This is a genomic window from Nocardia sp. NPDC052316 (assembly GCF_044547795.1).
GTDB lineage: Bacteria > Actinomycetota > Actinomycetes > Mycobacteriales > Mycobacteriaceae > Nocardia.
The window spans coordinates 1,118,545-1,131,579 of the sequence record NZ_JBIUBB010000001.1 but is presented as its reverse complement, the minus strand read 5'-3'; the positions used below and the strand labels follow the sequence as shown (position 1 = coordinate 1,131,579).

The 13,035-nt window shown below is 68.3% G+C and carries 12 protein-coding genes and 2 pseudogenes; 11 read left to right on the top strand and 3 right to left on the bottom strand.

Going from position 1 to position 13,035, the window contains the following annotated elements:
• Positions 1-131: 131 nt before the first annotated feature.
• From ACIHA7_RS05090 to ACIHA7_RS05080, 3 genes are all read left to right on the top strand, one after another.
• A complete protein-coding gene (locus ACIHA7_RS05090) occupies positions 132-1,343 on the top strand; it encodes an NAD(P)/FAD-dependent oxidoreductase (RefSeq protein WP_397285685.1) in 1,212 nt (403 codons plus the stop codon).
• A 106-nt stretch (positions 1,344-1,449) separates the two neighbouring features.
• Positions 1,450-2,211, top strand: coding sequence for a glutamate racemase (locus ACIHA7_RS05085; RefSeq protein WP_397285683.1), 762 nt, complete (start codon positions 1,450-1,452; stop codon positions 2,209-2,211).
• A 28-nt stretch (positions 2,212-2,239) separates the two neighbouring features.
• Positions 2,240-2,980, top strand: a complete 741-nt coding sequence (locus tag ACIHA7_RS05080; RefSeq protein ID WP_397285681.1) for a DNA alkylation repair protein — start codon at positions 2,240-2,242, stop codon at positions 2,978-2,980.
• A gap of 7 nt (positions 2,981-2,987) precedes the next feature.
• On the opposite strand, the gene ACIHA7_RS05075 is transcribed toward ACIHA7_RS05080, so the two are convergent.
• Together ACIHA7_RS05075 and mftR2 are read right to left on the bottom strand one after the other, a co-directional pair.
• The gene (locus tag ACIHA7_RS05075) at positions 2,988-4,043 is read right to left on the bottom strand and encodes a 2Fe-2S iron-sulfur cluster-binding protein (RefSeq protein ID WP_397285679.1); all 1,056 of its coding nucleotides are present in this window, start codon (positions 4,041-4,043) and stop codon (positions 2,988-2,990) included.
• Between the two features lie 63 nt (positions 4,044-4,106).
• Positions 4,107-4,730, bottom strand: a complete 624-nt coding sequence (gene mftR2 / locus ACIHA7_RS05070) for a mycofactocin system transcriptional regulator MftR2 (protein WP_397285677.1) — start codon at positions 4,728-4,730, stop codon at positions 4,107-4,109.
• Between the two features lie 375 nt (positions 4,731-5,105).
• On the opposite strand from mftR2, the pseudogene mftA reads away from it, so the two are divergent.
• The 7 genes and pseudogenes from mftA to ACIHA7_RS05035 form a co-directional block, all read left to right on the top strand.
• Positions 5,106-5,168 (top strand): annotated as a pseudogene (gene mftA / locus ACIHA7_RS05065) (mycofactocin precursor MftA); the annotation flags it as partial.
• Between the two features lie 15 nt (positions 5,169-5,183).
• Positions 5,184-5,378 (top strand): annotated as a pseudogene (gene mftB, locus ACIHA7_RS05060) (mycofactocin biosynthesis chaperone MftB); the annotation flags it as partial.
• A 51-nt stretch (positions 5,379-5,429) separates the two neighbouring features.
• Complete coding sequence (gene mftC / locus ACIHA7_RS05055) at positions 5,430-6,737, top strand: mycofactocin radical SAM maturase (protein WP_397286520.1); 1,308 nt, start codon at positions 5,430-5,432, stop codon at positions 6,735-6,737.
• Positions 6,738-6,967: 230 nt separating this feature from the next.
• On the top strand, positions 6,968-8,368 hold the full coding sequence (gene mftF / locus ACIHA7_RS05050; RefSeq protein WP_397285675.1) for a mycofactocin biosynthesis glycosyltransferase MftF: 1,401 nt from the start codon (positions 6,968-6,970) through the stop codon (positions 8,366-8,368).
• A gap of 33 nt (positions 8,369-8,401) precedes the next feature.
• Positions 8,402-9,895, top strand: a complete 1,494-nt coding sequence (mftG, locus tag ACIHA7_RS05045; protein ID WP_397286518.1) for a mycofactocin system GMC family oxidoreductase MftG — start codon at positions 8,402-8,404, stop codon at positions 9,893-9,895.
• A gap of 731 nt (positions 9,896-10,626) precedes the next feature.
• Positions 10,627-10,845: an MbtH family protein gene (locus ACIHA7_RS05040; protein ID WP_397285673.1), complete on the top strand. Its 219-nt coding sequence runs from the start codon at positions 10,627-10,629 to the stop codon at positions 10,843-10,845.
• Positions 10,846-10,966: 121 nt separating this feature from the next.
• Positions 10,967-11,128, top strand: a complete 162-nt coding sequence (locus ACIHA7_RS05035) for a hypothetical protein (protein WP_397285671.1) — start codon at positions 10,967-10,969, stop codon at positions 11,126-11,128.
• Positions 11,129-11,203: 75 nt separating this feature from the next.
• Here the strand turns inward: ACIHA7_RS05035 and ACIHA7_RS05030 are convergent, their stop codons facing one another.
• Positions 11,204-12,550: a helix-turn-helix domain-containing protein gene (locus tag ACIHA7_RS05030; RefSeq protein WP_397285669.1), complete on the bottom strand. Its 1,347-nt coding sequence runs from the start codon at positions 12,548-12,550 to the stop codon at positions 11,204-11,206.
• A 258-nt stretch (positions 12,551-12,808) separates the two neighbouring features.
• Between ACIHA7_RS05030 and ACIHA7_RS05025 the strand changes: the two genes are divergently transcribed.
• The gene (locus ACIHA7_RS05025; RefSeq protein WP_397285667.1) at positions 12,809-12,997 is read left to right on the top strand and encodes a hypothetical protein; all 189 of its coding nucleotides are present in this window, start codon (positions 12,809-12,811) and stop codon (positions 12,995-12,997) included.
• Positions 12,998-13,035: the final 38 nt, after the last annotated feature.

Below are 13,035 nucleotides of genomic sequence, written 5' to 3'. Positions count from 1 at the left end.
GAATATGTCCTTCCTTCGGTATAGACCTGATTGACCGCCCGATCAATAACTAAATGGCTACGATTGCCTGCCACCGCCGAGTGATCGGGTTCACTCCGGCACTCAACCAAGCAGACGTTAGGGTGAGCTGCGTGTCACCTTCCGCAACAGACGCCGCGCCGATCGTGATCGTCGGTGCCGGGCTCGCCGGTCTGCGCACCGCCGAGGAACTGCGCCGTGCCGGGTACGAGGGCGGGCTGATCCTGCTCGGCGACGAGGCCCGCCTGCCGTACGACCGGCCGCCGCTGTCCAAGCAGTTCGTCCGCGGCGAAACCGACGACACCACCTTGCGCCCCGGCGAGTTCTTCGCGGAGAAGCGGATCGACCTGCGCCTGGACGCCGCCGCGACCGGCGTCGACACCGCCGCGCGGCAGGTACGGCTTGCCGACGGCTCGACCCTCGACTACGACCAGCTGATCATCGCCACCGGTCTGCGCCCGCGCCTGCTGCCCGGCCTGCCCGACGCACAGGGCGTGCACGTGCTGCGTGGTCACGCCGACGCCACCGCACTGCGCGCCGAATTGGCCGAGGCCACAACGGCACTCGTGGTCGGCGCGGGCTTCATCGGCTGCGAGCTCGCGGCCAGCTTCCGCAGCCGCGGCCTCGCGGTGGTGCTGGTCGAGCCGCAACCGACTCCGCTCGCCTCGGTCCTCGGCGAGCAGGTCGGTGCCCTGGTGGCCAGGCTGCATCGCGACGAAGGCGTCGACCTGCGCTGCGGCACCGGCCTGGACACGCTGCTCGCCGACGACGGCCGGGTGCGCGGCGCCATTCTCGCCGACGGCTCCGAGGTGGCCGCCGATCTGGTGGTGATCGGCATCGGCTCGCGCCCGGTGACCGAGTGGCTCACCGACTCCGGCATTGCGCTGGCCGATCCGGCGGCGGGCGGTGGGGTACTGGCCGACGAGGTGGGCCGCACCTCGGCCGACCGGGTCTGGGCCGTCGGTGACGTCGCGGCCTGGCTGCACGACACCGGCCACCGTAAGCGGGTGGAACACTGGACCAATGCGGGCGAACAGGCCCGCCTGGTGGCCTGCGCGATGCTGGGCGCCGCCCCGCCGACCGCGGCCAGGGTCCCGTACTTCTGGAGTGACCAGTACGAGGTGAAGATCCAGGCCCTCGGCACACCGGCGGCCACCGACGACGTGCATCTCGTGGTCGACGACGGCCGCAAATTCCTCGCCTACTACGCGCAGGACGGCAAGCTCACCGGCGTAGTCGGCGCGGGCATGACGGCCCAGGTGATGAAGTCCAGGGCCAAGATCGCCGCGGGCGCGCCGGTGTCGGAACTACTTACCCCCAGCTGAGTTCGGCTGCGCCCGGCGCGGGATAGGGCCGCTGCTGGGTCGCCCGACGGCCGATCGGGCCGCTGCCGCGCGGGACCCGGCCGGGCACTGTAATACGGTTGTCTCTGTGATCGTCGCGCTCATCGATTCGGGGCTCGGGCTGCTGCCCACATCCGCTTGGCTGCGCAAGCTGCGGCCGGACGTGGATCTGCTGCTGCAATTGGACCCCGACGGCGCACCGTGGGGACCGAAACCCGAGCAGTGGACGATCGACCGCGTGGTCGAGACCGCCAGGACGTCGATCGGGCTCGGCGCCGAAGTGATCGTGATCCCGTGCAATACCGCCAGCGTCGCCGCGTTGGAGCACGTGCGGGTGGAGGTCGGCCCCGATGTGCCGGTCATCGGCACCGTGCCCGCGATCAAGCCTGCGGCCGCGGTCTGCCGCTCGGTGGCGGTCTGGGCGACCGCCGCGACCACCGCGAGCCGGTACCAGGCGGACCTGATCGCCAAGTTCGGCGGCGACGCGGATGTGGTCGGGGTGGCCTGTCACGGGCTCGCGGACTCGATCGACCGCGGTGATCTGGTCGCGGCCCGCGAGTCCATCGCCCGCGCCGTCGAGCAGACTCCGGACGACGTCGAGGGTGTAGTCCTCGGCTGTACCCATTACCCGTTGGTGATCGACTCCATCGTCGCCGCCCTGCCCGACGGTGTCCGGCTCTTCGACAGCGCGCAAGCCGTTGCCGCGCAGACCATCCGGCGGATGGACGCGCTCGGCCGCCCGACACCAGGCAACGGTGCGGTGATCGTGCGCAACAGCGGACGGCCGGGTGCCTTGCCCGCCAGCGCTGCCAGTTTCGAATCCGGCAGAATCCTGGGTGCCCAGGGGTGAACCGCTGCGCCCGAAGGAAGTTCGCTCGATGACCGAGGTCGCGCCGACCGCCGCGGACGTGCAGGCGGCGCTGGTCGCCGTCGCGGATCCCGCGGACGCGATCCACCTACAGCGGTTCTTCAAGACCGGGCCGGGGGAGTACGGCGAGGGTGACGTCTTCATCGGCGTGCGCGTACCGGTGACGCGCGGCATCGCGAAACGCTTTGCGGCACTGTCCCTGGACGAGATCGACGTGCTGCTGGACAGTCCCGTGCACGAGGATCGGCTGGCCGGCCTGGTCATCCTCAACGCCCGGTTCGCCAAGGCATCCAAGCCGAACACCTTCGACGACGTGGCCCGCGCCGAGATGGTGCGGCGTTACCTGGCGGCGGTGCGCCGCGGCCGGGTGAACAACTGGGACCTGGTCGACGTGTCCGCCGAGAACATCATCGGCCCTTGGCTCTCGGACAAACCCCGCGACTTGCTGTTCGAGCTGGCCGAGGCGGATTCGCTGTGGGAGCGCCGGGTCGCCCTGCTGTCCACCTTCGCGTTCATCAAATCCGGTGACGCCACCACAACGTTCGAGCTCGCCGAGCGCCTGCTCGACGACCGGCACGACCTCATCCAGAAGGCGCTCGGCTGGATGCTGCGCGAGGTCGGCAAGCGCATCGATCAGCGGCTGCTGACCGGCTTTCTCGACCAGCATGCGGCTCAATTGGGCCGTACCGCACTGAGTTACGCCACCGAACACCTCGACGCGGAACTGCGCGCGCACTATCGCGCGCAGTAGCGGGGCGTCAGAACTGGATCTTGAGGTGATCGGTCACCGGATGTGCTTGGCAGCCCAGGATGTAACCGTTCTCGATGTCCTCCGGGTCGAGGATCTCGGCGTTGTCCATCTCGACCGCGCCCTCGAGCACGGTGCACGCGCACGAGCCGCACTCGCCTTCCTGGCAGGAGTACGGCACGTCGAGGCCCTTGGCCAGCATGATGTCCACCAGCGTCTGCTTGCGCGGCCACTTCAGCTCGTGCACCTCGCCGTCGAGTTCCACCTCGACCGTCGCCGCACCGGCGGCTTCCTCGTCGGACACCGCGACCGGCGCCTGGTCCGCGAACGGGTCTCCTGCGAGGGAATTGAACACTTCGGCATGTGTGCGCGAGCGCGGCACGCCGAGCTGAGCGAGCGCGTCGTGCACCCGATCCATGAACGGTTTGGGTCCGCACATGAAGGCCTCGTACCCCTGGTACGGGGCGACCAGGGCGGCGAGTCCCTCGGTGGTCGGCAGCCCCTGCAGATGCTCGAGCCAGTGGATGACGGTGAGCCGCTGCGGATGTTTGTCCGCGAGCTCGCGCAGCTCGTCGGCGAAGATCACCGCGTCGTGGTCGCGATTGGCGTATACCAACACGACTCGGCCGCTGCCCCTGGCCAGCGCCGACTTCAGGATCGACATCACCGGCGTGATACCGCTGCCCGCGCCGAACAGCAGCAGGTCGGCGTCCAGATCCTTGGGCGTGAAAACCCCTGAGGGCGGCAGCACTTCGAGCGAGTCGCCCGCTTTGACGTTGTCGCACAGCCAGTTCGAACCGTAACCTTCCACGGTTCGCTTGACGGTGACCTTCGGCCGGTCGTCGGTGTAGGGCGAGCTGGCCAACGAATAACAGCGAGCCACCGAGCCGGTCAGGTCACTGGGGATGCGCAGCGTGAGGAACTGGCCGGGCTGGTAGCGGAAGCGATCGGCCAGTTCGTCCGGGACGTCGAAGACCAGCGAACAGGTATCGGTCGTCTCGGTGATCACCGCGGCTACCCGCAGCACGACCGAACGCGAGCCATGTGGAACCTCGACTGTGGTCATGTCGTCCTCTCGAACCCCTGGCATGGCGCATCCGCAGCGCCAAAACTAGAACGTGTTGCAGTTTTATCGTACGTCGGACTTCGGTTGCCGGACAAGCTGAGCCTCCAGACCGGCGACCAGCACCTCCATGCCGAAGTCGTAGGCGTACTTGCCGCGCAGGTCCGCCATGTATTTGGTGGCCCGCTCGACCGCGTCGGGCAGCGCGACGTCCGACAGCGGCGCGCGATCGCGCGGGTTCACCCGGCTGCGGCCGAACAGGTAGGTGTGGATGGTCGCGTACGCGGCGAGCACGTTGCGGTCGGTGAAGCCTGCCTCGAGCAGGATCTCCATGATGGCGGCGATCAGATCCAGCTGTTTGCCGAGCATCTGCTCGATCAGCACATCGCCGAGGCCGGGGTGCTTGCGCAGCTTGTCGTCGATCTGGTCGATCAGATCGCGCAGCCGATGCTGCCACGGGCCGGATTCCGGTGGTGGCGTGCGAACTCCGGTCAGTGCGGCGGTGGCGACCAGGTCGAGCAGTTCGCGCTTGTCGGCGACGTAGTAGTACGGCGCCATCGGCGAGACGCCGAGTTCGCGGGACAGTCGCCGCATCGACAACTTCTCCACACCGTCCTCGCGCACCACGCGCAGCGCCGCCTCGACGATCTCGGACTCCGACAGGGTATTGCCGCCTCCGCTCGCCTGCATTCGTCCGACTCCCATGCCACCTCTACCACCGCGGGCGCGATTCGCCCGTCCGTCCTGTTCAGCTACTTCCCACCCGAAGTCTATGCGCGTCCACCGGACCCGGGTGGGCGGGACGGCCCTGCCGGTGAGCATCCGCGTCGGGCTCGACCGGGCCCGGCCATGTGCCGGGCGGCCGGGGCTGCGGCGAAGTCGATGGGAAGAACCTGTTCCATTTTGTCAGCGAATGACGTTATCGTGTGACGGCGGCTACACCGGTGGCCGCCGTCACGGATCGCTCGCTCGGAGGTAGACATGCCGGAATTCGGATCGAACGGACACACCGACACCGACCACTCGGGACCGGTCGGCACCGTCGAGGCACACGAGGACGCCGCACCGCTGGTCGAGGAGACCCTCATCGAAGAGGTGTCCATCGACGGTATGTGCGGCGTCTACTGACAGGGAGTGGCGACCATGCTCGATCTCGATACCCGATGGCAGTTGCATCCGAGGGTGGCCTTGCGGCCGGAACCCTTCGGCGCGCTGCTCTACCACTTCGGCACCCGCAAGCTCTCCTTCCTGAAGAGCCCGCGGATCGTCGAGATCGTGCGGTCGCTGCCGGAGCACGGCACCGCGCGCACGGCCATGCGGGCGGCGGGCGTCACCGACGCGAATGCCGCGCAGTATGTGAAAGCCCTGACACAGCTGGTCGATTCCGACATGATCGTCGGTGCGCCGGCCGATGCCCCGCCGGCGCCCGCCGCTGTGAGCACGGCTCCGGCATCGTCGACGGCGGGGGTGGTCCCGCCGTCCGACACGGCGGTGCGCCTGGTCGATCGGTTCGAAACCGGCCTGGCCGCACCGATCTGCCTCACCTGGGAACTGACCTACGCCTGCAACCTGTCCTGCGTGCACTGCCTGTCCTCGTCCGGCCGCCGCGATCCTCGCGAGCTCAGCACCGAGCAGTGCAAGGCACTGATCGACGAGTTCGAGCGCATGCAGATCTTCTACGTGAACATCGGCGGCGGCGAACCGACGGTGCGCCCGGACTTCTGGGAGCTGGTCGATTACGCGACGGCACACCATGTCGGAGTGAAGTTCTCCACCAATGGAGTTCGGATCACCCCGGAGGTCGCCACCAGGCTCGCCGCGAGTGACTATGTCGACGTACAGATTTCGCTGGACGGCGCCGACGCGGCGGTGAACGACGCGGTGCGCGGACCCGGCTCTTACGACATGGCCATCCGCGCGCTGGAAAACCTTGCGGCAGCGGGGTTCCGGGACGCCAAGGTGTCCGTCGTGGCGACCAGGCACAATATCGGTCAGCTCGACGAGTTCCGGGCGATCGCCGAAAAGTACGGTGCCACCTTGCGTTTGACCCGGCTGCGGCCGTCCGGTCGCGGCGCGGACGTCTGGGACGAGCTGCATCCGACGCAGGACCAGCAGCGGGTGCTCTACGACTGGCTGGTGCGCAACGGCGAGGGCGTGCTCACCGGCGACTCGTTCTTCCACCTGTCCGCGTTCGGGCAGGCGCTGCCCGGTTTGAACATGTGCGGCGCGGGTCGGGTGGTCTGCCTGGTCGACCCGCTCGGTGACGTGTACGCCTGCCCGTTCGCCATCCACGACCGGTTCCATGCCGGAAATGTGGTGTCCGACGGCGGTTTTCGCGCGGTCTGGCACGACTCGGCGCTGTTCGCCGAGCTCCGTGAGCCGAGCGGCGGCGGTGCCTGCGCGTCGTGCAGCCACTACGACTCGTGCCGCGGCGGCTGCATGGCGGCCAAGTTCTTCACCGGCCTGCCCGCCGACGGACCCGACCCGGAGTGCGTCCAGGGTTACGGCGAGGCAGCGCTGGCCGACCCTGCCCGGTTGGTCCCGCGCTCGTCGGTCGACCACTCCCGGCGGGTGACGCCGCGCACCGGTGCGCGCAAATCCGCGCCGGTGCCGTTGACGCTGTCCGTGACGCGCCCGAGCGTATTTCCACCTGAACGCCGACCCGCGCGGGCCTGCGATGAGAACCCGCTCGCCTGATGTCATGGGAGTAGCCAGTCGGATGCTGCCCGCTGCGCGGCGGGCGGCTTCCGGTCGCGACCGGCCGATTGCCGTCGCGTTGCCGGATGCTGGATTCGGACGCGGCTCGACGCTTCGTCGTCTGTCGCAACACGTGTCAGGGGAGCGAACGACCCGGTTTGATGCGGAATTCTGTCCTTTTAACCGGACTGATGATGCTCGCGCGCGAATCTCCGCCTAGCATGCCAGGAATGCGCCATGATCGCCTGCCCGACGGATTCGGGGTGCGGATTGATCCACGGGTACGCGCATACTCCGGAGGCCGGGTACTGATCGGCGGCTCGCCCGCTCGGTTGCTGCGACTTGCCCCGGAGGCCGCCGAGATGATCGGCGACGGGTACCTCGAGGTGACCGGCCCGAAGTCCGCGACCGTTGCCAGACGGCTGCTCGACTCCGGGGTTGCCAACCCGCGTCCCCGGTTGCTGCCGTCCCCCGAGGACGTCACCGTCATCGTGCCGCTGCACAACAACGCCGACGGACTCGCCAGGCTGCTCGCCGCGCTGCGCGGGCACAACGTCATCGTGGTCGACGACGGCTCGGACCAGCCGGTGCAGATCCCGCGCGATCGGGGCACCCGCTGCCGGGTGACCGTCCTGCGCCACGACGAGAGGCAAGGGCCCGCCGCCGCGCGCAATGCCGGATTGAAGGCCGCGACAACCGACTTCGTCGCGTTCCTCGACTCCGACGTGGTGCCCCGCAGCGGCTGGCTGGAGGTGATGCTCGGGCACTTCAGCGATCCGGAGGTGGCGCTGGTCGCTCCCAGGATCGTCGCGCTGGACCCGGAGTCCAATGCCCTCGCCCGCTACGAGCACACCCGCTCCTCGTTGGATCTGGGCAGGCGAGAAGCCGCGGTGCAGTCGCACGGCCTGATCTCCTACGTGCCCAGCGCCGCACTGCTCGTGCGCCGCCGGGCACTGCTGGCCCAGGACGGCTTCGACGAGTCGATGCTGGTCGCCGAGGACGTCGATCTGTGCTGGCGGCTCGAGCAGGCGGGCTGGCGGCTGCGCTATGAGCCTGCCGCGCACGTCGCGCACGATCACCGGGTGTCCTTCCGGGCCTGGTTCGGCCGAAAGATGTTCTACGGCACGGGTGCGGCGCCGCTGGGTGAGCGCCACCCCGGCATGGTCTCGCCGTTGTCACTGCCCTCCTGGACGATGGTGGCCGCGTTCCTGTTCGCCACGCTGTCGAAGTGGGGACTGATCGGCGGCCTGCTCACGCTGCTCACGGCGTTGGTTCGACTACGCCGGGTCTTCGCGGAACTGGACAACCCGACGCGGATCGCCGCCATCTACCTGTCCCGTGGTTTCTTCGCCGGTCTGTGGCGGCTGGCCTCGGCGATGTGCAGGCACTACTGGCCGGTGACGCTGCTGGCGATGCTGGCATCGAAGCGGATTCGGCGCATCGCGATCACCATGGCGGTCGCGGACGGTCTCGCGGACTGGTTCACCCACCGCGACGCCGGCGGCCTCGATCCGGTGCGGTACGTGGCCTACAAGCGGCTCGACGACATCGCCTACGGCACCGGACTCTGGGTGGGTGCCTTCCGGGCGCGCAGCCCGGAAGCGCTGAAACCCACTGCGCCGTCGCACTGATCGCCGAGCGAACACTGATCGGACTTGGCACGGATGACCGACACGCTCATCGTCGGGGGTGGTACCGCGGGCTGTGTGCTCGCGGCACGGCTGAGTGCCGACCCGGAGCACACCGTCCGGCTGCTTGAGGCCGGCTCGATCGGGATCGCGCCGGACGGTTTTCCGGCGGCGTTGCTCGATGCCACCCGCCTGCCGATCGGCGCGGACGCGGCGTGGTTGTGGCGTTACCCGGTCACGCTCGCCGACGACGGTGTTGCGGTCATGGGAAACATTGTGCGCGGCAAGCTGTTCGGTGGCTCGGGTGCGGTCAACGGCAGCTACTTCGTGCGCGCGACCGCGGCGGACTTCGCGGCATGGAGCCGGGTGCTCGGCTCGTCGACCGCATGGTCGTCCGACGCGGTGCTACCCGGGTACCGCCGCTCGGAGCGTGACCTCGACTTCGGCGACCAGCCCTGGCACGGCCGGTTCGGGCCGATTCCGGTACACCGCACCAAGTACCCGGTACCGCTGAGCGAGCGCTTCGCCACCGCCTGTGCGGCACTGGGGTTTCCGGAGATAGCCGACCTGAACCAGCCGGGGGGCGCCACCGATGGCGTCGGCCCGGTGCCGTGCAGTACCGAGGACGGCGAGCGGGTCAGCACCGCGGCGGCCTACCTGCTGCCCGCGCTTGGCAGGCCGAACCTCACCGTGCAGGCCGCTACGTCGGTTCTGCGCCTGCGCTTTCGCGACAACCGCGCGGTCGGCGTCGACGTGTGGCACGACGGCCGGGCCGACACCCGCTGGGCGGATCGCATCGTGCTGAGCGCAGGCGCGATCGAATCCGCCACGCTGCTGCTGCGTTCCGGCATCGGCGACCCCGAACAGCTGCGGGCACTCGGAATCCCGGTCGTGCACGCCGCACCCGTCGGCGCCTGGTTCACCGACCATCCCGAGATCGGTCTCGAATACCGGCCCGGCCCGGCCGGACGGGCCACCGTCCCGCTGGAATACGTGCTGGAGCTGGACGACGTCGAGATCCGGCCGTACACGGCTGCTTTCACGCCCGGCGCACAGCGCCTCGGCGTCGCGCTCATGCGCCCGAGTTCGGCAGGGGTACTGCGGCTGCGGTCGGCCGATCCCGCGGTACCGCCGGTGATCGAGCATCGGTACCTCTCGGCCGAGCACGATCGGACCAGGCTGCGCGCCGCCGTCGGGACGGCAACGGAGGTTCTGCACGAGATGTCGGCGGCACTGCGCACCGACCCGATGCCGCCGCAGCCAGCGGCCGCCGCGGCGTGGTTACACGCGAATCTGGGTACCTCGCAACACCTGTCGGGCACCTGCCGCATGGGTCGGGCCGACGACGAGCAGGCGGCCGTCGACGAGTACGGCCGGGTGCACGGCGTAGTCGGCTTGACGGTGGCCGATCTGTCCGTCGTCCCGGTGCCGCTGAGCCGCGGCCCGCAGGCCACGGCGGTGTTGATCGCGGAACGCCTCGCCGATGATCTGTGCCGGTCCAGCGGTTCTGGAACGTCACAAAGTCTTTAACGGAAAATCGTCCAGCTTATTGATCCAACGCCTAATGTTCGCAATGCACGAGTCACTTCCGTGCGAGGTAGCTGGCAGCCGGGGCGCGTTGCGCAGCGGCGGTGAAGTTGGAGGAACGTTGTCGACCGTCATCGTTTCGCCATATGGGCAGCCTCTGGTGCACCATACGGAGTTGTGCGGGTTCAGCGCGCGGCCCCGGCGCCTCCCCAGACCGCAGCGCCGAGTGAGCTGTATCTGTCGGGGGTACAGCTCGCTCAGCGGCGGCCAGGTGCGCTGGAAGGTCGCTCGCCCCGCCCGAATTCCGGCAATCGGTGTCGAATCGCCCGACTTGTCGGTGTGCGCCAGTACCCTGGTGGAGGGCGTGACCGAGTTCGATCCGCAGCTCGCGATCATCGACGGCCGACCGGTCACTACAGACTTCGTCGGTGCCGGACACAGGGAAGGTCCGGCACCGACGGGGATTCCGGCGCACAGTGCCCGCCCCACCTCCGATCCGCACGGCGCATCCGCCGTCGGGGTCGCCGCCGAAGCCTTGCGCCGCCCCCGCCGTCGTGAGTTCGGCCACACCATATTTCGCGTTACCCGCCGCCGGCGCCGTGCGCTGCCGGGTGGAACGCCGTCGACCGCTGCGGCCGCACGCGGCGCGATGCGACCGAACCGCAGGCCCACTTCGGTGTATCGGCACCGCACAGACCCCCCAAACCTGACCCAACCAGGAAAAAGGAAACCCGATGAACAACCCTTTCGACGACGATGGCGCCCAGTTCTACGTGCTGATCAACGCCGACGGCGAGCACTCGCTCTGGCCGATCTTCGCGGCCGTCCCCGGCGGCTGGACCATCGCTTACGGGGCCGCCGCCCGTAAAGCCTGTCTGCACTACGTCGAAACACACTGGCTCGATATGCGTCCCAAATCACTCATCGAGGCCTCCGCCACCGAAAGTTCCTGAGCTCCCACCGAACCCCGAAACCACCCGTATAGGCGGGGAGCGCCGGTCAACATCCCCCCTGCAGACCGGCGCGCCCCGCCCCCTGCTCGTACTTCGCTGCGCCCCAGTGCATCATGGACGTATGACGAATCAACGGTCCACCCCCAGTCTGCCGGAGACGTTGATCGAAGCGGCCCACCGCTGGGAGGCCGGGCGACCGACTCCCGCGCAGACGCAACAGATCAGCGGCTGGCTGGATGCGATCATGCACCGCCGCCGCCCGCAGGACGCCGCGAAGTCCTAGCGCCGCACCGGCGCCCGGCAGCGGTCCGCACCGATAAGCGAATCGAATGGTGAGCGGGCGTCGAACGACGGTCGGCTATGCCTTCGTGTGAGCCGACTCGATGATCGAGCGGGCCTGCTGGCGCCACTCGGCGACCGCGCGCCCGCGAAAGCCGTTGAGTGCCGCGTCGAACTTCCCGGCCCGCTTGGTGACGGTCAGCCCGATATAGGTGTTGTTACTGGTGATCGCTTGTGTCGCAACGGAACACGCCTCGTCGATCTCGCCCGCGCTCAGCAACGCGGTGGCATGTTCGAACCGCACGAGGGCGGGCTCCATTGTTTCCTGCGGGTCGTACAGGGCGAGTGCATGAGCCGCGGCCTTTGCGGTTTCGGTGGCACGGCCGAGATTGGAGTAGCCGATCGCCTGATAGAAGGCCAGCTTTTCCGGGCGGTAAGAAAAGATGCCGACCGTAAGCTCCTCTTGGCCAACATTTTCCAATGCGCGGCCGGATTTCTCGATACACCGGACAAACTGGACGGCATTTCCCAGGCTGGCGTGGGCGCGGGCCGCCATTCCCCACAGCCAGGCGGCCGCCGGGCCGTGTGCCGGATTTTCTTCGAGACGTCCGCCGAGCAAGTTCAAGACTTCCTTCGGCTTGTCACTATAGGTCGGTAAATATGCGAGACCGGCCAGCGCGATATCCTCGGAATAACGATCACCGATGTCCTGCGCGGCGTGGATCGCGGTGCCGTACCAGAGTCGCGCTTGTCCGAAATGTCCTTCGTTGAACAGGATTTCGCCGACGACGTTGGCCAGCCTGCCCGCGGTGCGCACCAGCCGGACCTGATGGTGGGTGGCCTGGCGCTGCGCGAGAGTGCCACGGACGGTACGGAATTGCTCGAGGGTGGTGTGTAGCAGCTCGTGCGGCGGCACCTGAACCACTCGTTTGCCGAGCGCCTCGGCCGACTGCTCCAGCAGTCCGAGCCGTCGTTCGCTGATCGATCCGGCGTCCAGGGTGGCCAGCATTTTCTCCGGCTCGGCCGCGACCAGGTCGGCGGCCTTGCCGGTCAGGCCGACCCCGATGCAGGCCAATAACTCTCGCCTTCTCACGTCGTCATCCTCGACTTCCTTGTCGAGCCCGATGTCCCTACCGAGCTGGGTTTCCGTATCGGGCGCCGAGTCGGCGGCTTCGCTGTCGAAGCCGGCCCCCCGGCCCGCGGTGACGGCCCGCTCGAATCGTGCGACGACGACCGGATCGGCTTCTGACACGACCCGGTCGAGCAGACGTTGGCTTGCGGCATGCATCCGGGTTGTCCGGCCGTTTTCCCACAAGACCACGGTGCGCGGGGTGACGCCCACCAGACGCGCGAATTCGTACCGACTTCGCCGCATCGCGGCGCGAAGCGCACGGACATCCTCGCCCGTCCAGTCGATCTCAACCATAGGTCCCGCTTCCTCGCACCAGGCTGATACAAACGGAAACTACCCGCATTTACCGCATTCGGGACTGTTATCCACCGAATCGCAACATGCACGCTGAATCAGCACCCGGCGCCGGGGTTCTGCCCAAACCCGTACCAGGGCGCCGGCATTCCAGAATCCGACGCACGGTCCCGACACGGCCCGATCCATCCGTGTCGCGCGCGATTCCGGGGGCGCCTTTCGGTGCCGGGTGCACTGACGTTTACGCAGAGGTGAACTATGGACGTATTGCCCTCGGATGTGCGGGAATTGTGGCTGGTGCAGAGTCGCGACTGCGCACAGGATCCGGTGGGCCTCAGCTACGAACGAGCGCTGTTCATCCGCACCGTGCACGGCGGCCACGGCGCCCACTGTCGCCAATACCTCGCCGCCTCGGCCCGCTGTTTCCGCAGGGCGGCCGAGAGGTGAAGCAAGGCGGGCCCGGCCGAAGCCGGGCCCGCCTTGGT